The 23,755-nt window shown below is 44.6% G+C and carries 20 protein-coding genes; 1 reads left to right on the top strand and 19 read right to left on the bottom strand.

What is annotated here, in order from left to right; translation table 11 throughout:
• Position 1 precedes the first annotated feature (1 nt).
• The 18 genes from ACSLP7_RS07550 to ACSLP7_RS07465 all read right to left on the bottom strand — a co-directional run bounded on the left by ACSLP7_RS07550 (position 2) and on the right by ACSLP7_RS07465 (position 21,464).
• On the bottom strand, positions 2–709 hold the full coding sequence (locus ACSLP7_RS07550; protein ID WP_435578738.1) for a hypothetical protein: 708 nt from the start codon (positions 707–709) through the stop codon (positions 2–4).
• Positions 709–1,254, bottom strand: a complete 546-nt coding sequence (locus ACSLP7_RS07545; protein ID WP_435578737.1) for a hypothetical protein — start codon at positions 1,252–1,254, stop codon at positions 709–711. Before ACSLP7_RS07545 ends, ACSLP7_RS07550 begins: the two co-directional genes overlap by 1 nt.
• A 10-nt stretch (positions 1,255–1,264) precedes the next feature.
• A complete protein-coding gene (locus ACSLP7_RS07540; protein WP_435578736.1) occupies positions 1,265–7,237 on the bottom strand; it encodes a hypothetical protein in 5,973 nt (1,990 codons plus the stop codon).
• A gap of 12 nt (positions 7,238–7,249) precedes the next feature.
• Complete coding sequence (locus ACSLP7_RS07535; protein ID WP_435578735.1) at positions 7,250–7,858, bottom strand: hypothetical protein; 609 nt, start codon at positions 7,856–7,858, stop codon at positions 7,250–7,252.
• Positions 7,859–8,057: 199 nt separating this feature from the next.
• Complete coding sequence (locus ACSLP7_RS07530) at positions 8,058–10,157, bottom strand: T9SS type A sorting domain-containing protein (RefSeq protein WP_435578734.1); 2,100 nt, start codon at positions 10,155–10,157, stop codon at positions 8,058–8,060.
• Between the two features lie 99 nt (positions 10,158–10,256).
• Positions 10,257–10,736, bottom strand: a complete 480-nt coding sequence (locus ACSLP7_RS07525) for a hypothetical protein (RefSeq protein WP_435578733.1) — start codon at positions 10,734–10,736, stop codon at positions 10,257–10,259.
• Positions 10,729–11,730 (bottom strand): hypothetical protein, encoded by a 1,002-nt coding sequence (locus tag ACSLP7_RS07520; RefSeq protein WP_435578732.1) that lies wholly within the window; start codon positions 11,728–11,730, stop codon positions 10,729–10,731. The genes ACSLP7_RS07525 and ACSLP7_RS07520 overlap by 8 nt, the downstream gene beginning before the upstream one ends.
• Positions 11,684–12,208, bottom strand: coding sequence for a hypothetical protein (locus ACSLP7_RS07515; RefSeq protein WP_435578731.1), 525 nt, complete (start codon positions 12,206–12,208; stop codon positions 11,684–11,686). Before ACSLP7_RS07515 ends, ACSLP7_RS07520 begins: the two co-directional genes overlap by 47 nt.
• Positions 12,208–13,359, bottom strand: coding sequence for a PilN domain-containing protein (locus ACSLP7_RS07510; RefSeq protein WP_435578730.1), 1,152 nt, complete (start codon positions 13,357–13,359; stop codon positions 12,208–12,210). The genes ACSLP7_RS07515 and ACSLP7_RS07510 overlap by 1 nt, the downstream gene beginning before the upstream one ends.
• A 4-nt stretch (positions 13,360–13,363) precedes the next feature.
• Positions 13,364–15,280: a type II secretion system protein GspD gene (locus ACSLP7_RS07505; protein ID WP_435578729.1), complete on the bottom strand. Its 1,917-nt coding sequence runs from the start codon at positions 15,278–15,280 to the stop codon at positions 13,364–13,366.
• 11 nt (positions 15,281–15,291) lie between these two features.
• Entirely contained in the window at positions 15,292–16,695 is a 1,404-nt protein-coding gene (locus ACSLP7_RS07500) for a GspE/PulE family protein (protein WP_435578728.1), read from the bottom strand.
• 3 nt (positions 16,696–16,698) lie between these two features.
• Positions 16,699–17,184: a hypothetical protein gene (locus ACSLP7_RS07495; protein ID WP_435578727.1), complete on the bottom strand. Its 486-nt coding sequence runs from the start codon at positions 17,182–17,184 to the stop codon at positions 16,699–16,701.
• A gap of 2 nt (positions 17,185–17,186) precedes the next feature.
• Positions 17,187–17,609 carry a type IV pilin protein gene (locus ACSLP7_RS07490; RefSeq protein WP_435578726.1) on the bottom strand — a complete coding sequence of 141 codons (423 nt, stop codon included), beginning with the start codon at positions 17,607–17,609 and terminating at the stop codon, positions 17,187–17,189.
• 11 nt (positions 17,610–17,620) lie between these two features.
• The gene (locus ACSLP7_RS07485) at positions 17,621–18,748 is read right to left on the bottom strand and encodes a type II secretion system F family protein (RefSeq protein ID WP_435578725.1); all 1,128 of its coding nucleotides are present in this window, start codon (positions 18,746–18,748) and stop codon (positions 17,621–17,623) included.
• Entirely contained in the window at positions 18,745–19,215 is a 471-nt protein-coding gene (locus ACSLP7_RS07480; protein ID WP_435578724.1) for a PulJ/GspJ family protein, read from the bottom strand. Before ACSLP7_RS07480 ends, ACSLP7_RS07485 begins: the two co-directional genes overlap by 4 nt.
• Entirely contained in the window at positions 19,212–19,526 is a 315-nt protein-coding gene (locus ACSLP7_RS07475) for a hypothetical protein (RefSeq protein WP_435578723.1), read from the bottom strand. The genes ACSLP7_RS07480 and ACSLP7_RS07475 overlap by 4 nt, the downstream gene beginning before the upstream one ends.
• Complete coding sequence (locus ACSLP7_RS07470) at positions 19,523–20,728, bottom strand: hypothetical protein (RefSeq protein WP_435578722.1); 1,206 nt, start codon at positions 20,726–20,728, stop codon at positions 19,523–19,525. Before ACSLP7_RS07470 ends, ACSLP7_RS07475 begins: the two co-directional genes overlap by 4 nt.
• The gene (locus ACSLP7_RS07465; protein ID WP_435578721.1) at positions 20,718–21,464 is read right to left on the bottom strand and encodes a toxin-antitoxin system YwqK family antitoxin; all 747 of its coding nucleotides are present in this window, start codon (positions 21,462–21,464) and stop codon (positions 20,718–20,720) included. The genes ACSLP7_RS07470 and ACSLP7_RS07465 overlap by 11 nt, the downstream gene beginning before the upstream one ends.
• Before the next feature lie 244 nt (positions 21,465–21,708).
• On the opposite strand from ACSLP7_RS07465, the gene ACSLP7_RS07460 reads away from it, so the two are divergent.
• The gene (locus ACSLP7_RS07460; protein ID WP_435578720.1) at positions 21,709–23,232 is read left to right on the top strand and encodes a sodium/proline symporter; all 1,524 of its coding nucleotides are present in this window, start codon (positions 21,709–21,711) and stop codon (positions 23,230–23,232) included.
• Here the strand turns inward: ACSLP7_RS07460 and mscL are convergent.
• A complete protein-coding gene (mscL, locus tag ACSLP7_RS07455) occupies positions 23,229–23,681 on the bottom strand; it encodes a large conductance mechanosensitive channel protein MscL (protein ID WP_435578719.1) in 453 nt (150 codons plus the stop codon). The two genes, ACSLP7_RS07460 and mscL, sit on opposite strands and share 4 nt — an antisense overlap.
• Between the last annotated feature and the right edge of the window lie 74 nt (positions 23,682–23,755).

Genomic DNA, 23,755 nt, shown 5'->3' with positions numbered 1-23,755 from the left:
TTTAATGCATTGAATAGGCCGCCAATCTGTCGGCCAGGATTAGGGGAGATCGCTGTTTGATGAAATCCCCCAGATGAATATCTTTTTGCGCCTGAGCAATAGCCGGCGAATAATCAAAGTCTAGTGCAATCATCCCTTTTTGGACAGCTTCTGCTGTGGGATATCCGGCCCATTGACCTTGGTTGGGAAGCAGGTGAATCTCTTGCTTCAGAATTTTTTTATCGGTAGCGTCCAATAGCAGGCTCATGCGGCTGTAGGGAAGACCTGGAACTTGCTTGAACTGAACTTCGCATTGGATCAGTCCGTCTGCTTCAAGGACTTGGGCATCTTTGAAGAAATCGGTCATTTTACTGATCTCTAAAGGTGTTTTTAGCTGCTCGTTTACTCCTTCAAGCACCACTACCGCACGTTCTTTGTGATTCACTTTGATGAATAAGCCGTCAATGAGGGCGAACTCCGTCTTATCAATACGGCTGTACTGATCTTTGTGCTGCTTTTTAGATACCCCTTGCATCTGCTGCAGCGGTTCATCTGACTTTTCCAGATCGTAAAAGGAATAGGTAAGCCCAATGGCATATTGATCTTGAGCATCAAAATAGCTTTGGGAACTCGCGAGAATTTCTTTGAGCTCTTCCAGATGCTGACCAAAACTCCAAGAGCTAGTCAGCAGCAAAAACCCTGTACATAATAAGATCTTTAAACTGTGCATTAGTTGGAGGTTTTAGAAGAACTGGATCGGGTTTCTTGCACGGTGTACACTCCGCGTTCGGTTTCTTTTTTCACGCGGATTAGGCCGCCTTCATTGTCGTACTCGTAAAAAGTAGCGTAGTTGTTCTCGTCCAATTCTGCCATGAGTCGCTGGGTTAGCGGATCGTAAACAAATGACTTCATACTGCCGTTAAAGGGAAGTACACGAACGTCGTCAAAATAGCTACCTGTAGCAGACGGCACGAGTTCCAAACTAAAGGAGGTGACTCCCTCCGGAATGGTAAATCGTCCAATAACACGAACCCAACCATCTATGATAGAGGCTTCTTCTGCCTGGGCGATCACTACCGGACCACTACTGCTCGGCGGCACTGTACTTATGCGAATAAAACCGCTGTAATCTGTGGTCTGTGCGCTGACGTTGTCTTTTATCCACGCACTGGCTATATATTCTCCTGGTGGAGGTGCGAAGGAATCGTTTTCTGGGTCTTGAGCAAACACCAACATGGGTGCAATCAAGAAAAATATAAAAGCTATAATTCTCATATCTAAGTTCTTAACAGATGCTATTTTTGATTCTGATATCTTGGAAATACAGTAGACCGCCTTTATAGAAGTAAACACGATATTCGTCGATTGTATCTCCCGACGGTCCTGAAGGATCTGGACAAGTCGGATTACAGGTATATCTTGTATATAATTGACCCCCATCAATCCAAACTTCAATATTAGCCCAAACCGGTGCTGTAGGGTCACCAGGTACTCCCGTGACATATGGAGCAGGAGTTGCTTGTACTCCAATAGAACAGCCTCCAATAGGTATAATACAACCGATACCTTCCTCAATGATAGACCCACAACCTGTTGGATCACTCCCTCCACAATCATCTGGCCCAGGATAGGTGTAGACAAAGGAGTCTGTGTAATTATCTACAACCAACTCTGCGGTCTCACCTGAGGGAACAAAAAGACTGTACTGCCCGGTGTGTGAAGTCGTACTTACAATGTTGTTTGTATTGTTAGCCAAGCCAAAATGCAGGTCTGTATTGTCGTATTCTGCACTGTAGTCGTAATCTTCAAAACCGTCAAAACCAATTTGGCTATAGGCACTATTAGAAGCCACCGCCGTTGGCATGGTGTAGTTGTAACCGTATTGGGCGGAAGAGAATCGACCTAAAGCGTCTTCGTTCTCCAACTCAGCACCAAAAGGACTCACCTGGGTCACCTTACTGGCAAATGTCCAGTTGGTATCATCAATCACCCAATTCGTATTGGCCGCGTTGGGGCCATAAAATGGTTTAAAAGAGGTCATGAATCCTTCGTAGCGTGGCGAGGAAGTTCCGGTCACTAGTGATCGTCTTCCGGTCAGATAAGCATAAGAACGCTTAGCTTGCCAACGCCCTCTGGCATTGTACAGATAAGGATTGAATCCGTATTCTTTTGGACCGACGTTGATCCCAAGAGTTCCGTCATAAGTGATACCATCAAAGGCAGCTACTAGTGCGTCTGGGAAGTCAGGCAAGCCCTGCTCCCATTGTAATGGCCAAGCCTCGCTGTATTCCACAGCACTGGCATTGACAATACGTACCTTGTCTTCTTCGCCCTCATTGAGTACAAAGAATTCTTCCGTGATCTGCTCGTCATATACATCATCACCATCAAAATCTTGTTCTAATGGATTACTCATGCTAGTCACAGAAGCCATGCTACCCAGTTGCATATTGCGATAAGCAGATCGCACTACTTTGATGTCGAGTTCCAGAGGATCACAGATGTCGTTTAAGAAGGTACCGTCAGGGTTCATCAATAGAACCGATTCGTTTGATTCTCCAACATTTTCAACACCGGCGTACCAAAGACGGTAGGCGTTGTTGCTTTGATCATAGCCCTGCAATTCGTCACCAACCATAAACTGATTGGAAAACTGTTCTACGTCACCTGAAGCTGGCGTAAACAAATGAGCATCCGCTCCTTTGCTCAGCTGAGCTTCTAAATTGATGGTATTAATTGCCATGTCCATTCCATCATACACCCAGTGTGAAGGATAGTTGAAGGAGAAATAATTGTCATCAAATTCGTTTATGGTCTCTGTGAGTATCACCTGACCTGTATGGGCATCCCAAGCGAGATTTTTTGTGCTTACCGTTGAACCAAGATCAAAGGCCGTAGTTTCTGTTAGAATCCCGGTACGGTGAATCACTTTGGTTGTTGTCGCCGTGTTGAGTTTGTTTTCGTGTTCGGCTAAACGCGGTACCGGAAGCGGCACAATCACAGGCCAAATAAAGATCACAAAACCGGCTACGTTGAAGTCAAAACCTGCAGTGGTTGACTGGGAATAATTTTGCCTAAAATCATTGTACATATCATAACTCACTCCAACCTGATTGGATCCTATGAGTCCTGTTTTATCAATGGTTCTCACGGTATTGGACACATCACCTTCATCGGTTAGGTTGTAGGTGTAATCCACCCCTGAAATAGCCGTTTCTGAATCCTCAGGGTAAACTCTGGTAGATTTTTGCTTGCCATTCATATCGTTGGTCTCCACGACAAATCCTTGAGAAAATGCCAAGTGATTCTTTACGTCCAACTGTAAGATCTGTCCAAGAGGATCAGTTTTATCCTCCTGCATATTGATCTCAGTAAAGTCTGTTTTTGTCGGGAAATCTCTCGAAGTGTAAAACTCGTTGACCACCCTACCCGTTGCGTGTCGGCCTACTTCCAGATCGCCGTTGGTGCGCTCTAAATTCTTAACCGTAACACGTGCGTAGGTTATGTTTGCTGATGGGAAAAAGGATTCTCCCAGTGGTTTTTCCACGTAATTGCTCTCTCTCGGAGCTACTAACTGATCGTTGCTTCCACCTGGATTGGCGTAAAACGGTTGCACAAAAGGGTTCTCCTTGGAACCGTTTGGCTCGTAAGTGGCAACTCCACTAGAAGTACCGTCAGATAAAGTATAATCATATTCTTGCCCGTAGAATTGTCGGTAAAGATCGTTGGAATCATTGCCTGAATTCAGGTCTAAAGCATTCCAATTGTCTTGCAACTGAACCTTGGTAATGCGCATCCCTCCACCAAACTTCTGCTTGGTAGCATTCTCCATTCGAATCCAGGATTTTTCCGTAATGACCCGTTTGGATCTGTTGTGATTTTGCAACCAAGTATTCGGGCCGGAAAAGATGCTAAACACCTGTCCCAGGCTCCCAACTAGTTCCACAACTATCGATTCAAAATTGTCATTGCTGTCAGCTCCAGATAAGCTGTAAGAAACTCGATTGAGCTGACTGCGCCCAAAATACCAACCGGCCTTGGCCACTGGATTCACGACATCATTAGAAGTGATCCATCCACCTTCATTATCGAGCAGCACCATAGGAATGGACACATAGGTACCACTGGCGTTACTGTCTACATAAAAATCGTCGCCGTTAATGACACCGTCTCCTTGCGGATTAATGTCAAAATATCCGCTCACGTAGTCATACTTACTTCCTTGAGAAAGGTTGGCCATATTGAGCAGCGCTCTAAAATAGATAGGCTCGTAAGCGTTTTCAGAAAGGTAGTCAGCCATAAATTTGGCTCCGTCATAACCTTCTGGAAGATCTAAAAGATCTTCATCACTGATCTTGACATACATAAATTTGGCATGCCCCAATGGACCATAGGTCTCATTTCTATTAAAGCCATCACTATTCGCTAGCGGAAACTTATCGCGTCCAAAACCGTGAAGCTTATACATCTGCATGGCTTTTTTGTCTTGAACGTGGGTATAATCATCAGACTCAGCCTCAATCTCTAATTTTCCACCTGAGGGTAGGTCTATAGATTCCAACATCCAGCTGGTGGCGTAAAGGTCGGCCGTGGTCTTGTCCTGCTCCACAAAAGGAAACTCTGGATTGTTCAAATCATCGCCAATGGCGTATCCGCCGGCATTAGGCTTATAGCAGCCCCAGATGTCTTGATCTTTGGCCCCGTAGTCCGGATTGTTGGCTGAATAATTGAAATTATAAGGCGTAAACTGCCCCATATTAGATCCGCGGTAGGTAAAATATACTTTCTTTAAGGTGAGTTTTCCACCTTGGTTTACGATCCCTCCTGGTGTAAGACCGGGATTACTCGGCAGGTCTTTACAAAGGGAATAATCGTACTCAAAATGCGCTGTTTTTATGGCTGCTGCTGAAAGTTCGGCATCGGATTTTGTGGTCACATCGCCAAGAGCAATGTATTCGGGACGAGTGAATAAAAAGATCTTTTCGATCTTTTTCATTTGTTTGGAGCCACCGGCTTCGTAACCGTCTTCCCTGTTGGATATCTTAAAATAAGCTACATGCGTTTTGGTTTCTATAGTGTGCAAATAGCGGAGTTCTTTAGATCCGCGAACTATGGTCGCTTTTTGATCTTTTAAGGTTGATTTTAAGCCTTCGTTGTAGTTGGCGCGATTGTTCTCATACGGAGTTTTCCACGCAAAAGTCTTGGTGTAGTGCGATGTAAATTCACTTTCAGAACCGTAGTTGAAAAGGGTGTAACTTCCAAGATCGTCAGGAGTAGGACCGTTATCTTCAAGATCTTCGTAATCGCTTGAAAGCACGCTGCTTAACAAAAAGCTGTGCGCATAGGCCGGGGTTGTAGTCTTGTTGAAGTATTCGTCACTTTTGTCTGCGTTGACGTTTCCGTTATTGACAATCAGCAAATCGTCGTTCAAGTTATCTCCCGCATTGACATCCACTCCAGAAACATCTGCAGTGATCTCTTCCTTAGACCAGTTATAAGCTGTTTCTCCATAAACGTAGGTACCTCCATCTGGCTTGAGTACTTTGATCCCCGCCATATGATGGTTTTTCATTTGATTCACGCCACCGATACTCACCGGTCGGAAGTTTACCAAACCATCATCCTCAGCCTCCCCAAAAGAAACTGTGTATAAGGCCGTATTTCTGAGATCTCTTGAGTTTCTCTTTATTTTACTGCCGATGGAATAATTGTTGTAAAAGGCTGTTCCGTCGGGATTGTATTGCTTAACACGATAAGATGGCTCCAAAGAGCGAACAAAACGATTACCTCCTAAGGCGAGATCCATAGGCGCGTTCTCAGGAATTCCGCTTGGGCTGAACAACAAAGGTTGTTGATCCACATTGGTTTCACCTACCATTTTAAAATAGACCGGTTCGTAGTCTCTGCTGTTGGGATCGCTATCGGATTCCTCAAATCTCGATTTGGCGAAGTTTCTTTCTTCCCATCCACCGGTGCTGCTGTAAGAGCTCGAGAATTTAACGTCAGCTCCACCGTGAACGTTCCATCCGGCACCGAATTCGGCTCCGGCACTAACTCCATCACCCAAGTCAACTACACGGTTGTCATACAAATACCCGATCTGTCCACGGTGAGGTCTAAACATCCCTCCGTTACCGTGCCCTTGTATGGTGTAGATATCATAGGTATAGTTGGTAATTGGCAGTACCGAAGTGTTTTTGTTGAACGACTGATCTTTCTCACGGGTGAAATCCAATACCGTATTATCACCATCGGCATATTCGGTAAAATTGTAACCGAATGCAGGAATATCTTTAACGCGCTCCTCACTGCGGATCTTCTGATACGAGCCATATCCTTGAATGGTACCTTGAGCTTCCAAACCAAAAACCTCAGAACCTAAACCGGCACTAAACGAATAATTTCCGTTTATGGTTCCGGCGCGTTTAAAGGGTGTATAATTGTGGTTGTTATTAAAACTGATACTTCCTGATGTACCTCCTCCGGTTTTAACATTCTCGGACTTGCCATCCTTTTTGTAACTATCTTCATAAGAATAACCAGCCGATAGGGTGAGGTTTTGAAAACCCTGTCTAGAATTTATACTAACCCCTACGGAGCTATTGAGCTTAACATCCTGATCTTGTATTTCCTGTTCTTTAGATGTGAATTTTACATTCGGAGAGACCGTGGCTCCACCGGCCGTGGAGGTTGAAATATTCATACCCACCTGTACGTTATCACTAAGTTCAAAGGATACACCATAGGAAGGATGGAAGGTGATCCCCTCATAGTTGTTATACTGAACCCCCAAACCTAAACCAACTCCGATATCATCTGGCCAACCAAAAAGAGAGCCGTCAATTCTAAAGTTGGAACCTATGGTGATGTTCTCCTTCATATCGTTTTCATAGCGCATTTCATCGCCGTTAAAATCGTCTGGAATCCCGCGAACAGATCTGTTGATCTGTCCTACGTTCAAGTTCCAACCCAGACCAACCCAAGTCGCTTCTTGATCCATAGTTACCCCCGAATCGTAAGCGAGGTTAATGGGATAACCTCCCACATCCATGATGGGAATGTTGTAATTAAAATCTCCTGAGGACAGGTTTACCATATCCGAAGTGCCAATAGGTGTAAAGGCGTTGAATTCCGGCTGGGTAGGACCACTGGAAATGGCGTACATAGCCATGGGCTGTACTAAAGTGATGATGAGTTGCAAGGACAAATAGCTTGCAACGATCTTGGTAATACGACTGGTTCTGATTTTTTGTATCATGATACGACGAGATTAGAGTTGGGTTTGCACATTGTTGCCAAAGTCAAACTCGAACTGAATATTGTTGAACAACTGATCGTTGTAAATGAGTTTTACGCTTTCACCTTCATCCACTCCAGAGAAATAGAGCAGCAAGCGTTTGAATGGGCTCACTTGAAAATGGCGCTCAAAGAGCACTCCATCACAAGCGATGGTATGACCACTTTGCGTGACCAAGGTGTAGTCTTGTTTTATGGTTTCCATGAGGTATTCCACCCCTTCATCATAACCTCTTCCGGTAAAGGCTTCTTCCAATAGATCGTTACCGCGGATGTGTTCAAACTCGAACTCGATGATCCGCTCGTTGTTATTGGCCTTGTAAATAGAATCAAAGCGCTCTATGTTCTTGGTTCCAAGATTCTTCAGTAAATAGTATTCAATAGGAACCTCCGTTGCCCGGTATTGTATATTGTTCGCGTAATTGAGCAGTTGATTACTCTTCCATCCGCGGGAATTGTGTTCAAAAAGTCTCTCTGCCATCTCACTGGATTCCCACTGCTTCTCACGTTCGGATTTACAGCTCACAAGGAGGACGATAAAAAAGCTAAGCAGTACTGTTAATTTGATTTTATTCATTTTCATTTGAAGGGAGATTTTCAGCTATTTCTAGCTACAACACTTTAAAAATAGCAGGCTAGACGCGGGTTTCTAGGGGGTTTTGCTAAAGCGCGACCTTCGCTTTAATATTCGCAAGCAAACGTTTCAAATTTGAAATTGGAGGTAAAAAAAACTCCCGTTTCCAAACCAGAAACGGGAGTCTTAACCAACCTAACTAAACGCTTTACTTAACTAAAAGTCGCTGAATTTCAATCACATTGTTGTTTGCATCCACAAGACGAAGCAGGTATACTCCTGAACGTAATTTAGACACATCACAAGCAGGTGTACTTTTCATTCGAGTATCGAAGGCATCACTTACTAGAACAAGTCCTTGCATGTTGAGGATCTCGATTTTTCCTGTCGTAGCATCTATCTCACTGAGGTCTACGTTCAAGTAGTCATTGGCCGGATTCGGATAAATGTTGGCCAGTTTTCCTAACCCCCCGCCACCGCGACAAGGAACAAATGGATTCTCGGTCAATTCTTTCTCACAAAGCACGCCGTCTATGCTTGCTTTTACCTTTACAGAGATTATAGGATCTACACTAGAAGGACCTACAAATAGCTGTGCTGGTGGATCAAATCCGTCATACGTATTACCGTTGCTGAAGGTCCAGTGATAGTTCACCCAATCGAGGTTTGGACATTCAGGAGTCAAGATTACAGCATCCACTTCGCAATCTTGAATTTCCATAACGATCTGTGGCACGAAGTTCTCACAGTTACATTCTCCTTCACAAAAAGGAATCTCAATAGATTTATATCTGTCGCAACCGTCTTCATCAGTAACCATTACAGAGTAAGTTCCCGCTGTGGTTATTACACGCTCTTGATCTGTCGATCCATCATCCCAAACATAGGTAGAGTTTTCACTTTCAAATGGACCGTCAGCAATTAAAGTTAAGGGAGCACCTCCAATGCAATAAGCCACTGGATCTGTCAAAATAATTGCCGGTTCATACGGCGGATCTGTGTTCTCATAATCTGTACAGAATACTCCAGGATCTACAAAAGGTGTCTGAGCAGCTGAAACTCCATTATCCAATACCACATTATCTATATAAATCGAGGTACAATCCATCAAGTCGTTGATAAAGGTTCCATTCCAGATAATAGGATAATACAAACCGCCAACTCCAAGATCGAAAGTTGCTGTGCTACTCAGAGGATTGTGAATTAAAAAGTCAATAGTTCCATCTCCATTGTCTGTTTTATCCATGACAAAGCCTGCTGGGAAAGAAGGGCTCATAGTGATGTCTGCTGCAGTGAATTCCTCAAGATCATAGGCAAAGGTTCCAGAAAACGTCTTAACGCCGTGAAACGGTCGTTTTACATAAAGGTCACTTTCAATTTCTTGCCCAGCTTCAATAGCACCAGGCTCCAAACAATAGCCGTCTGTCATACCCATAGGACATCCGTAACGAATCTCTACCGTGCTACATGCTTCTTCTGTAGGAACTCCTCCTCCATCAGTAAAACCAAAACACACTTCTCCGTCTGGATCGTATTGGATACAATTGGTCCATTGAATTGTTCCCGATAAAAGGCCATTTCCACATGCTTTATATCGGAATCTGATTTCGGTATCTCCTTCTGGAAGACAAATACCTCCAGCTACAGCAAAAGGAACATCGATAAGATCGGTCATTCCAGAACCTGGAGGAAAAATCACCGAGGCGGTTCCTTGGTATAAGAACGGACAATCCACTACGGTACCGTCTGGTAAAGGGTCAGCAGGCACTTCTGCAAATTCTATGTAGTCAAACTGATTGTCATCTACTTCGCTGCTAACAGTCACTACCCAGTCAAACTCTTGCCCAGTATATAAAACCTCAATAGGATCGGACCCTTCTGCACGTTCCGCATGTTTGGTAACATCAAAAGAGAAGTCCTGTGGAATCGTATTTTCACAGGTAAATGGCGCCAACCAAGTACTTACAGTCTTCGTGCAATAATCGTTACCACCAAAGGCCTTGACGCGTAATTGCATCTCATCAATTAAATCAATACTCTCGTATTGAAATTCAGGATTATCTCCAGTATCGAAGCCCACAGGAGCACCATTGACATACCAAACAAATCTATTGGCTGTTAAACAATCGCTTCCTAAATCGGCTGTAAAAGTTACAACACAGGTCTCAGGGTCTGAGACAAATGTAAAACTCGGATCAAGCTCTGCAGAACAGTCGCACTCGTCTCCTGTTCCAAACTGTCCAAAGGCCACAGAGCTAAAGAGCATGGCCACAAAGACGAGCATAAATTGTTGTAATTTGACTTTCATAATCGGTGTTTTTATAGGTTTTCCACCGAAAGTATAAACTGCAAACCCCAGCTACTACCGCTTTCTCATAAGTGTAGCGTTTTGTTTCATAAACGGGCCTTATTTGCGAAAGACCTTGTTTTCACTGCCAAATTGCACGGCGATAGAATCTTGATATACCGCCTTGATAGCTATGCTTTGAAAAGCTTCTCCGGCACGAAGTCGTTGGAGCACACCATTGATCTTAATCAAAGCCAAAGGGGCAGATTGTCGCTCTTTTTGCACGTATCCAAAGTACTCAATAGTTGGCCATATTGTACTAGTTTGCTTTGGACGTGTAGGCGGTCTGCCCAATGGCTTTTTAGCAGTAGTTTCGTTTGTTTTTTTTGCTTTGCTGATGGTATTTAAGAACGGATCTCTAACCAATGGTTCCCATTCAAAGGCTTGACGCGTATCCTCTGTCTGAGCAACCACAACGGCTTGCGGTTTACTGCTTGTGACCACAGGCTCTTGCCCAGGTTTAAGCAGCTTATAACCCACAGACACCCAAATGAGCACCAAGGCACCAATTAATACCTTATTGAGCAAAGTCTTATTCATTGACAATAAATTTTCCGTTTAAATTAAAGGGGCCAATATTACCAGCTTGATCCTCTCCACGAACGCGCCAAAAATAGGTCCCCGCCGCGGTAAAGCTGGCACTAAAGGAGGTTAAGGGTGTTGACTCCGCTATTAAAAGGGTGCTGAAGGTCGCGTCTGTTGCAATTTCATAAACACTGCTTACGGGTGCATTGACCACCCCCGGATCCACTCCCAAATTCCAACTAAACACGATAGTCTCATCGACCAAAAATTCCTCCTCGAAGGCAGGGCTCAAGAGTTCGGGAAGGTTTGGAGCCACAGTATCTAAAAAGAAATCCCGACTACTGAAAGCTGTTTGCGTTTCGTTGTCATCATTAATGGCTTGAACCAACCAGCGGTATGTGGCATCTTCGGTCAAAACGGTCGCATCCAAGGTTATGGTGGTTGAAGTAAGATCGTCTACCAGCAAGAGCGTTTCTGTCGCTGTGGAGCTGATCTTTTGCAACTCAAAACGATATCGACTTGCATTTGCCAAAGCTTCCCAGTTGAAAATAAGGGTGGTGGCATTGGTGTAAAGATCCGCAGAAGGACTCGTTAATAATACCGTCTCATTACTCAAGTCTGAGGCACTCTGCACCACAAATTCTTGAGGAAAACTAAATGGTGTTTCATAGGCGAAGTTCTGTCCTTTTACGCGCCATTGATAAGTGTTACTATTCAAATTGAAATTTAAAGGCGGTAGCGATACTACCGAGTCCACAACAATGTTTGAACCGCGATAGATCTGCACGACATACTCGTCAGCTCCATCTAAGGTATTCCAGAGCAGTTGTACGGAATTTCCAGTGAGTGTGTCACCTTCTAATGGGCTTATCAAGCGGACCTCATCATCGGTGATATCCTCTTCTAAAAGATCATCGCATCCGGTAGCAACCATCAGCACGACCAAGAGGCAAGACACCGCTCTAATGCTGTTGGTAATGTTGAAACAAAAGTGCTGTAAATAATTCATGCTTTCGCGTTTTAAAGTTTTTCTTTCTATACATGGAAATATGCCTGATCTGCGAAAGCGAAAACTCACTTTCGTAGGCATAAATGGTTCGTATCAGCTCGTTGAAGGAGCCGTTTATGATGATATTATTGCTGTGTCTGGTAAAATAATCGTCGCTGTAGGTGTGCATGGGAGCTACTGTGGTGAGCTCTGTGCTTCCAGGCTGTGTTGCCATAAAATCTACCAACGCATTTTGAACCAGTACTGCGTCCATTTGTTGATGTCCAATTTGTGCATCCAGATCCGCGTTACGCTGCAAAAGTGCCTGTCTTTGTGATTGAATAAGCGCACTGTTCTCTAGTTTGGCTTTGTCTGAAAAATAGGCCGAACCACTCGCAATAGCCGTTCCAAAGGAACGCTTATACGCAAGGGCGATCATCAGCACCGCCAGCACCACAAGGGCTGTGAATTTTTGTTTATAGCTGTACTTGTCAAGCATCACAAATGCAGGGTTAATTTAAATGTGTTCGTGTTTTGTTGTCGTTGGAAATCAGTCAGCTCCACAGAACTTATCCAAGCCTTGGCTCTGAGATCCTCTGTCCAATCAACAAAGCTTTGGGTGTCTGAGACTACGCCAGAAAGTTCCAACTGACGGCCGTTTATTGCTATAAATTCTTCGTCTTTTACTTTTGCCGCTAAGGGAAATAAAACCAAGCTTTCCAGTTGCACTTCAGCAGGGACGGAAGCACCTATTTGCCACAAATAATCGCTCAAATAAGCCTTCCTGCCCAGCTGGAGTTCTTCCAAAACTTGATCTTTAAATGCTTTGTCTTTTTCCAATTGTGCCACCTCATTTTGCAACTGCTGATGCGCTGCAACTTCAGCTTGTAGTGACACATTCTTTTCGTTATAATGTGCTGTTAAAAGGTAGCTGCCTACTAAACTGGTCAATAGAAAGACCAATACAGCCGCTCCCAAACGCTTAAACCATTTCTTGTATTTATATTCTGTCTTCAGGGCAGTTGTGCGCTCTGCATAATTGGTGGTCCAGACTCCCGGTTGCAACTGTACCACTGCCATAGCCAAGGCCAAACTCTGAGACTCCTCAAACTGCTGATCACCAATACTTAGACTGTTTTTAGTGTCTTTGAAATCCGTTAAACTCAACGAATGAGGATCGTACCCCATAACACTGAACTGATCGGGCAACAGTTCTGTAATTGCACTCAAATACCAACGTCCAAAGCGAAATTCCAACAGCTCAAAACCAGCCGCTTCAAACTCGGCTAAAATGGGGTCAATGCTATTTTTTCGCGCGACAGAAATGAGCATATGCTCGGACTGTTCGCGCTCATTGAGGTAAAAATCATCTAAAGAATTGTTGAACAAGACCTCGCTGAGATAGTTGGGAGATCGGGTCAATTTCTTGTCGATCACCTTCGCCCCAGAGATCAATAGCAGTAAAGGCAAGCTTGTCCCCAATTTTTCCTTAAGGGAACTTATGGAATCAGCCTCCACAGCTTGAATTATTTCTAGATCTTGTCTTTTTATACCGACCTTTAAACAACGATACGAGCTCCCGGTCCCGTCCAGATGCAGGTGGACGCAGTGAAAGAATTGCTTGAGTGCTATGAGTTTGCGAACTTCCATCTGACTAATAAACTATGGTAGGTTTTATAAAGACGTGAAGTTTAGATGTAGACTTGCGTTTGCGTTTGCTGGAAAAGAACCATTTGATCACGGGAATACGCGATAAAAAGGGAGTTCCAGTCCCCGAATTCTCCAGGTCTACCTCATCCAAACCACCTAGTAGTATCATTTCATTATTGCGAACACGCACCAAGGATTCAAAGGTTTGACTGGTCTTGCCAGGAGGTGCATTTTCTGCTACCCTACCTGTAAAGGCGCTTTTCTCCACGCTGATCCCCAAGGTGACCTGTTCATCTTTGGATACCTTGGGAGAAATGTTCAAGCTCAAACTAGCGTCTGTGGATTTCCAGCTCCCAGACTGTGTTAACTGGTTGTTCTGCCCGATCCCTACCAAGTCATTTCGAGCTTCAAAATAATAACTGGTTTCTCCGATGGAAATGCTTGCATCATGCCCACTCAGCGTTGCTACTTTAGGTGTGGATTGAAGTTTTATGATGGAGTTGTTCTCCAAGGCAGAAAGGTTCATATAGAAGTCCTTGGTTACTTTACCGAGATTAAAAATGCCAAAGCCGTTAAAACCTTCTATTAGATCGTTAATGGTTGTAGCATTCAAGGTCACATCGGTATTGGGAAAAACCTGCCCTCCTGTTTGTACGTCTTGTCCTTGTTCTCCCAAAAGTGCTTGCAACCCAGTTTGTACGTCGTATGACTTCTCGTATTGAACAATGAGTACCTCGATCTGTACCATAGGCACAACCAGATCGATCTCTCGCAAATACGCCTTAAGCTCCTCAATTCTGGGACGAGAGCCTGAGGCAACAATGCCGTTAAGCTCAATGACTTCTTTCACTTCAATGCCTGCGGTAAGGTCTGCCGGTAAGGTGCCGATCACATTATCTATGGTTCGGTTCTCCATTTGGATGAGCTCAGTCACCCGCAGCCCTTCCGTATTTTGTTCTCCGATCACAAAGAGATCGTCTTCAACCCGGTAGGTATAAATGGTTCCTTTAAAAAGGTGATCCAGCAAATCTTCAAAACCAATTGACGATACGATCAAGGTGGCATTGACATCTTTAGGTACATTGTAAAAGAAGTAATCGATCTGCATGGCCTCTGCACTTTGAGCAATTATACTGGCCAGATCTGCCTCCAAAGCCTTTACTTTCAAAAATCCATTGCTGTTGGTACTAACCTCCAAGGATCCACTAACTGTCTGCGTTGCTGTTCTGCTGGAACGTCTTCTGCCACTACCTGCTGTTGCAGCTGTAGGATCAGCCTCTGTTGTTGCTTTCTGGAGATAATAAAAGCCGTTGTCGTCTTTGATGGCTTCCAATTGATTGCTCTTTGCCATCATTTCTATTACCTGGTCAAAAGGTCTGTTCTTTAGATAAGCCGAGACTTTAAAGGTCTTTACATCTGGAGCCAGGACAATATTCTTATCGGTGAGTTCCGTGATGCGTTCTGCTACGCGCGGTAGGGAATCGTTCTTGAGGTTGATGGATAAAAAGTCATTTTGCGGATTGTAGCTCACGTTGATAGGCTCTAGAACAACTTCCTCTTCTTCCACTGGAGGAGGCAGTCGTTTACTAAAAGTCATGATCCCACTGGTAAACCCGACTTCCAATTCGTAATTATCGGCCAGAAAGAGCAAGACATCACGCACAGGAACATCGTAAAGATTAGTTCTAACCACTTGGTCTAAATCATTACTCACACTCACATTGAGTTCGTGCTCATCTGCAATAGAAGTAATGACATCGTACAAGGTCAAACCAGATATGTCTATTCGTGTAGTCTCCAAAAGACCGGGACGGCTCTTGGCTATGGTGTCCATCTGGGCCTCTAATTCTGCAAAGGAATTCTGACCAAACAGCGTGTTTACCGCGCCAAAGAGAATTAATATTAAAATGAGTTTTTTCATAATCAAAGGGATCAATCATTCAGTAAGGCGTAAGCCTCTTCAACAGAAGTGGTTCCATTGAGGACTAAAGCCATTGCTTTGTCACTCAGGCGCGAATAGTCCAACACTTTTGGATCTTCCAAAACCGCAGCGTCTTCTGACTGAATGAGTTGTTTTATTCTTGAGTCGATTGGAATACATTCGTATACCGCAATTCGGCCTTTGTATCCTGTATTATAACAAGACGGACAACCCTGAGGAACCCAATGGGACTTCAGAGAAGCGAGCTTGCTGTTCTTAAAGCTTGCAGGAGCTGCTTGCTCTTCCTTTTTACAATCAGGGCAGAGTTTTCTGAGCAGTCGCTGTGCTACAGAAATATTCAAAGTCTCTGCGATCAAAAATGGTGGCACACCCATATCCATCAATCTAGAGAGCGTGCCCAATGCAGAATTGGTATGTATGGTAGACAGCACCAAGTGTCCAGTCAAACTTGCACGTATTGCCATTTGCGCTGTTTTCGCATCGCGGATCTCCCCAAGCATGATCACATCAGGATCTTGTCTTAAGAACGATTTGAGTGCAGCCGTAAAGTCCAAACCAATGTCTTCTTTTAATTGTACCTGATTGATTCCCTCCAAGGTGTATTCAATAGGATCTTCAATGGTCACAATATTGTTGTCTTCTCGGTTGAGCAGCTTTAAGGTCGCATAAAGCGTTGTGGTCTTTCCAGAACCTGTAGGGCCTGAGATCAAAATGATCCCCTTACTTGCCTTGGCTGCATGCAGATAGTCCTGTTGATCTTCAGCTTCCATACCTAAGGCGTCCATGGTAAGATGAGCCGTGTCTTTTCCCAACAAACGCATGACCACTTTTTCACCGTAGAGTGTTGGCAGCACAGAGACCCGAATGTCAAAGTCCTCGTATTGAATGCGCCCGTCTTGAGGTAGGCGGCGCTCCGTGATGTTTAGCCGTGCTTTGATCTTTATCTTGTTGATCAATTCCGCATATTGGTCGGTCTTAATGCTGTAGCGCGTAATTAATTTTCCATCTATACGGCAACGAACACGCCCTTTATCCTTGTAGATCTCAAAGTGAATATCACTGCTTTCGGTGGCCTTGGCATCGTGGATAAGATTTTCTAAAAAGTCGTCTGTGAGCTTTAGGCTACTCTGCTGCTCGGTTTTACGGCCAAGGCGGTAATAAGTGGTCAGCGCCTGTTGCACCAAGCTATCGTCTACTGGTTCCACCTGTATAGAATGTCCTAAGATCATCTCCAACTCATCTATTTGGAGCACGTCCTTCTTGGAATCAGCAACCAAACAGTGCAAGCACTGCTCACTGAGTCGGACCGGTATCAAGCCATAACGGTGCGCGATCTCCGGCAAAACCAACTGTTGAATTTCTGTACTGATCTGAATAGGCTCTTGAACGTGCATACTTTATAGATATAAGTTGAACATGGAGAATCCGCCTTGAGATTCAATGATTTTAAGGCCCAAAAGATAGACCGCTAACATACCAGCGAGGGGAATTGAATCCTTTCCAATCTGGCTTTTAAGTAGACTGTAAACCACAACACAAAACAACAGTCCACTGATAAAGAACCAGACAAATCCGTGGGTATTAAAAAGCGGGATGACTGCTACAAAGAACAACACATCTCCCAGGCCTAGATGATTCGTTAAAGGATTGACCCAAGAGCCGTATCTAAGGCGCAGATACAGACACATCAATCCCAATACAACTAGCGTAAAAACTAGGGTTTGCAGAAGCTCAGCAAAGGGCCTTCTGCTCCAAAAAGCGTCTACCACAGAAACTCCAAAGAGCAACAACAACAAGGCAATGTGAATTGCTCTGTGCTTGAAATCCTGATAGGTGATTCCCAGAGTAGCCAGGCCAAATATGAATGCTGATACCACTGCCACAATTAGTCTTTTACGGTTTCTACTAAATTTTTATTCTGATCGATCTCCCAAGTGTTGTACACCCCGTCTCCATCAAAATCAGAAAGGGCCACCGCTTGCGCTTTAAAGCTGTTGGTACTCGCCTCAATGATGGTAATCTGATAGACTGCTTTTCCACCTTCGTTAATGGTGGGATCATGTTGAAACCCTATGGCTTCAAAGTCAGAACTGTACTTGGAAAAGCGGTAAAAATGACTTTTCTGTAAGGCGTGTACCTGATTGAGCATACTCTGGGCTTCTATCGCCTTGGCTTGTCCAATGACCGCGGTCTGGTTGGGCAAGACCATAAGAATCAATATTCCGATGATACAGAGCACGATAAGAATCTCTGTCATGGAGTAGGCGGGTAAATAACCCTTTTGCTGTTTGTCTTTTCTGTTTTTCATAATACTTAGGTTTAAGCGCCGCCCAGAACTTCACTGAGATTGAACATAGGCGCATACATGGCAATCATGATAAGCCCAACTATGCTCCCTATGAAAAGGATGAGTAGCGGCTCTATCACGGTGCCCATTATTTTAGTTTTATAGGATACTTCTGTATTGTACTGTTCACCCAAAGTGGCAAACATCTCGTCCAATTGGTTCACGCCTTCGGCAACTTGAACCATAGAGATGAGCTGATGATCAAATACCTTGAACTTCCTTAAGGATTCACTCAATGGAATACCGCGCATCAGGTCTGTTTCTGCGGTTTTTAGTGCTGTGGCTATCGGGTGGAACCCGACGATGTTGCGCACCAAAGCAATGGACTCTAGAATTGAGGTTTTGGAACGCAAAAGCAAGGCCATGGTTTGGCAAAATCGGGTGAGGTAGATCTCCCGAACTAGGCGACCAAAAAATGGAATTTTCAAGATCAATTCGGCCTGAAAAGCTCTAAATGCAGCGCGTTTTCGCGCTTGGCGGTAACCCAAATAAATTGCTGCTACTGTGACCAAAGTGATCAATAAGATGGTATTAAAATTGTCTGCCAGATTAATTACAGCCTGCGTCAAAGCTGGTAGGTCTTTGTCAAACTGATTGAATACCGACCCAAACAAGGGAACCACATAATTCAACATGAAATAGAGCGTACACAGGGTGAGCAATAACACAAAAGCCGGATAGGTCAAAATAGAGATGATCTGTTTGCGTAAGGCCACCTTTTTGTCAAAATAGCTTTGCAATTCCTGAAGTACCTCAGCTAACTGTCGGGTCTGCTCTCCGATCTTGATGCTAAAGATCTCATAGTCGGAAAATTCACCCGAATCACTGATAGCCTCAAAAAACATGCGGCCGGCAACTACTTGGTCTAAAAGCGACTGCAAAAGTGTTTTGGTCTTTGGATGCTTTTGTTGAGCTACCAGAATAGTCAAAGCTGTCTTAAAGTCTACCTTGGCGTGCAAGAGCATATAAAAATCCTTATAAAATTGCACGCGACGTTTATCCGTGAGTGTCTTCCCCACGCTCAAGCTCCAGGCGGTCTTATCCTTAGGCTTAGCCGTTTTGGATGTATTGGACGATATGGCTTTTACCGTGATGCTCATGGTCGTTCTAATAATTGCGCTGGATGATATTGTTTAAAAAAGTATAGATGCTGAGGGGATCCAAAAAGGTCCGCTTCTACTTCTACACCCTTTATTAAGGCTGACGCCTTTGGGTCATTTTGTGCAAGAGGTTCCCAATTCATAGCAAACGCTGGGATGGAATCCGCAGTTGTTTCTGTCAATCGAAACAAATAACCATCGCGCAGCTGATACAGTACCTCTGCGTTGTTGTAATGCAGCATGCGCAGCTGCTGGTCTTCTGGAGCTTCCACACGTTCTGCATGGGCAATATCGGCCTCCAAACGAGCAGCAAAACCCATCAACTCCAAATGCTGCTGACTGTCTTGAACAAAGGTTCTTGTACCTCCAGCCAAATACGCAAAGCCGTTATAGGTCAAGACCGTCACTATGCTCAGCACTGCTAAGGCGATCACCACTTCTATCAAGGTAAAGGCAGCTAGTTTCATGGCTGAATGGATTTAAACCTCCAAGTAGCAATAGGCTGCCCCTTCGCGGTAGTTGTTTGATGTTCATCTAAACGGCCGATTTCATTTTCAATCAAGGGAGTAATACTGCCCTGGGTTGTTGTGGAATCCAAAACCACTGCGGCTAGCGTTTTGGACTCGGCGTATTTTTGCTGATAATAGTCTTGGGTGCTACGCTTGCCGTAAACGGTTTGAAACACTTGCAGTCCCACCAAAAGACAGCCCGCAATAATGCTGATGGCTATTACTGATTCCAAGAGAGAGGCTGCTGCTATGTATGCTTTTCTCTTCATAGTTTTTTTAAGATTACCGCTGGTGTTTCTGCGGATTCATTAAGGGCAAACAACCATCCTGGTTGCTCTGGAACTAACAGCTCAACATCTTTGAGTAAGTTGCTGTGTTTAGTGGTTTGGGTTTGATAAAGCAGTTGGCTGGCAACGATCTTGCCGGTCACATCTCCGTAAAGTTCTAAGGTTCCACCGCAGAAAATATGTCCCAAAACTTGGGCGTCTGCTTCAACGAGGAGTTCAGTAGGCTTGTGCAAATTGGACTTGGCCTCGGGCAAGTAGATCGCTCCTTGCACCATAGCATCAGCTTCCAATTGAATTCGGTTTTGAAACCCAGTTGCCTCGGTGAGCATTAAGACTGACGGAAACTGCAGAAAGCTGTTGGCCTCCAAAACAATCTCGTGAGCTGCCAAAAGTTGAGCACTGCCCTTAAAATTGGCTTCTACCACGATTTTTGGCGCCTGAACCACTACATCCTTCAGCTCAGCAGTCGAGGCTATGTGCAGAGTATCTTCACTTTTAATAAGAATCTTTCCACTTAAACGTACCTCCGACAAATAAGAATCCGCAATATACACGGCCAATGGCTGGTCAAAACTTTGATGGTACTCCACCACCTGTGAGTCTAAAAATTCCGCAGCCTCATCATTCAGAGATTCCAGGTCCCGCAGCTTGTATTCAGGCAGTCGTGATTGTGAAGCCACCACAGGCCCCGTTTGATTGATCTCCATCTGGGTACTGCTGTTAATTCTAAGCTGTGTCACTTGCTTTTTTGCGCAGGCAATAAGGCCTTCCACCGTAGTGGATCCGGAGAGTTTTAACGGATCGTCTTGATCTTTCAAATACAGCGTCGGAGCCTTGGCGTTCATTTGTGGCGCCAACAGGTAGTGTTCACTAATGGTGTCTTTGAACCCAAGGGTTTGAACCCCCATGGTATAAAGCATGCCCCATGCAGATTTTTTAAAGCCTTGACGGATCCCATCCGAAGTACCTGAAACGAAAGTCCATTCTTCTCTTGGGAATTGGTGAAAATTCGCTTGGGCATAAGCCTGGGCTGAATACTGCTCCGCCAAGAGTTTGCTTTGACCGCGGTAATGATCCTCTAAATTGGTGTTCAAGGAAAAGACCAGCACCAATCCGTAGCAAAACAGCGCCGTTAAGACAGCCATAAAGACTGCATACGATATGGAGGCTGCTTTAATTCTCATCACCCTTGTCTTTTTTGCTGAACAAGCGCCCAAAAAAGCCGCGCCTCTTGGTGGAATCTGTTGCTGTTGAATCTTGCTGCCTTGGGCCAAACACGCGCTTAAAAAAGCCTGGTCTGCTGCTGTCTGCCGCAGTTGAGTCTTTGGGTTTCCCCCCAAAGATGCGCTTGAATAGTGGACGCTTTCCCGCTAATGAATCTTCTCTGCGCTTGATATCTCGCAACGGCTCTTTATGCGCAATTCCGTCCTTATACCATAGAGTATCTTTAGTGCTGTGGTCTACCCAAACACCTTGTTTTAAGTCACGCTTATAGCGGCCGCTGGTCAGAAGATTTCCGGCCTCGTCAAAAGCCAAATAGTCTCCATTTTTGCTGCCGTTCTGCCACTCTGCTAAAGAGGCGTAAGTACCGTTTGGATGCCAAGACTTCCATTGTCCCGTTTTGAGACCGTAATGAAACGCTCCTTTTTCTGCAAGTTGATTGTCGCTGTAATATTTCAGGTATTCTTTGTGGAGTACATAGCCTCCTGTTGCACCGAAAGATTGATGCAATTCTCCGGCTTTAAACCAGTGATAAAGCTTGTCACGCTCTGCTTTTCTGGCTTTAGTGAAGATGTAAAAATGGTGGTCATAGTCCTTGCCCCTAATCATTCTTTTTTGCAGGTAATCCTGCCCAAAAGACATAAGGAGACATGATGCAATGGCTATGGCCGTGTATAAAAATACGCCTTGCTTTTTCATGAGGGATCAGTATTTAAGCGGATCTAAAAGGCTCTGATTTTGCAACACGTACATGGCGGAGGTTTCAGATCACAGCATAAAGGTATTTTTTACACATCCCCAGCAAATAGACGATTCATAAGCGTAGCCGTCTGATTAAAAAGAGTGAGTAGTGAGTTAAAATCACGTTTGGGGATTACTATTCTAAAAGGAGGGTATCTGGCTAAATTCTGTATCTTCAACAGCAGCGAACCAAACCAACTTCATGGAAAACACCACCATTATCCTCGTAGTTATGATCGTATACATGCTCCTGCTCATTGGCTGGGGACTGTATCAGGGTCGTAAAGTGAAAACGGCAAGCGACTTTGCCATTGCGGGGCGTAAACTGCCCGGTTGGGTAGCTGCACTCTCTGAACGCGCTACGGGAGAATCCTCTTGGGCCCTTTTAGGGTTGCCGGGAGCAGCCTACGCTACCGGACTTATGGAAGTTTGGACTGCCATTGGATGTGTGGTGGGTATCATTGTGGCTTGGGTGGTCATTGCCAAACGCTTGCAAGTTGAAGCCGACAAATACGAAGCCGATACCTTTACCGGTTACATTGCCAAACGTCACGGAGACGCTGCCAAATGGATTCGTTTGGTAGGAAGTGCAACCATAGTATTCTTCTTCTTTTTCTATGTGGGCGCTCAGTTTTTAGGTGGAGGAAAGACGCTAAACACCCTCTTTGATATTGACCGCAGTTGGGCCATGCTTTTGGTGGTTTTACTGGTTGTTCCTTATACGATTTACGGCGGATTCCGTTCGGTGACTTATACCGATGTGATTCAATCTGTATTGATGATCATTACTTTGATCATAACACCCATTGCTGGTTATTTATATCTAAAGGGTTTTACTGCTGATGTGAATTTTGCACACTCCGTTGGTGAAGCGCTGGAAAAAGCCGGACCCGAATACAGCACCATGATGGGCGGTGCTGTGGTGAATCCAGAAAGTGCTTTGGGTAAGGTGTTGACCGATTGGTTCCCCAACGCTCCTGATATGATAGCAGGCCTAGGCAGCGGAATCATGATCGCGGTGGCCTTTAGTTGGTTCTTTGGATATTTGGGCGGACAACCCCAACTCAGCATGCGTTTTATGGCGATCCGATCTACAAAGGAAGCCAAAGTGGCCAGAAACATCGGCGTCATTTGGACAGTAATTGCCTATACGGGCGCCTTGTATATCGGCTGGCTGGGAATAGCCATTTTTGGTCCAGAAGGTCTGGCAGATCAAGAGACAGTCATGCCGCGAGTTTTGACCACCATCTTCCCTCCTGTAATCTCTGGTATTCTTATAACAGGAGTATTGGCAGCTATCATTTCTACGGCCAATTCGCTGTTAATCCTATCGGCCACAGAACTCTCAGAGAACCTCATCAAACCGCTTTCTAAAAACAAATCTGAGGCGCAATCGCTCTTGCAATCCAGAGCCATTACCGCAGCACTATCTGTGATCGCACTTTTGATCGCCTTTGTGACACCCAGCGACCTTATTTACAGTATTGTCGGATATGTTTGGGCGGGAATTGGATCGACCTTTTCTGTGGTGATCCTGCTCACCCTGTTTTACAAATCCTATCATGGAAAAGCCGCCTTGGCTACCATGATCGCTGGTTTGGTGTTTACCTTATTTTGGATCGGTTCGGGCTTGGATGCGGTGATCTCTTCTCGCATCATGACTTTTTTAGTGGCCATTATTGTAGCCCTGCTGAGCACCAAACTACTCCAACCCAATAAAGCTTAGTCCTTTTTGGCCATTTTTTCCAGCAAGCTGATCTGTTTGTCCATTTTGTGCACCATAGCATCCAAAAGTTGGATGTCCTTCGGAGTCACTTCTGTTTCATCTTTAGGATCTTCTGATTTGTTGCGGATGCGGTTCATCACCTTCACCACTAAAAAGACCGTAAAGCCAATGATCATAAAATCGGCAAAGGCCTCTATGAACTTGCCATAGGCAATCGCGATTTCCTCTGGATGCGATACGCCATCTTGAGTAACAGCCTCGCGAAGCACCCATTTTTTGTTGGTCCAATTGACTCCATCGGTCAAAAAAGATAATGGCGGCAAAAAGATCTCTTTCACCAAAACGTCCACCACTTTATTAAAGGCTGTACCTATGATCACCCCAATGGCAATGTCTATCATATTTCCCTTTACGGCGAACTCTTTGAACTCTCTGAATAGTTGTCTCATTTTTTTCTACGGATTTGTACCGCAAATTACACAGAAGCAAACAATGTCCTATCTTTAAGAGTGAATTGCTAAAA

This window comes from Gilvibacter sp. (assembly GCF_965601605.1).
In the GTDB taxonomy this organism is placed as follows: Bacteria; Bacteroidota; Bacteroidia; order Flavobacteriales; family Flavobacteriaceae; genus Gilvibacter.
Note: the sequence above shows the minus strand (reverse complement) of the source record. Positions and strands in the feature narration are given on the sequence as shown.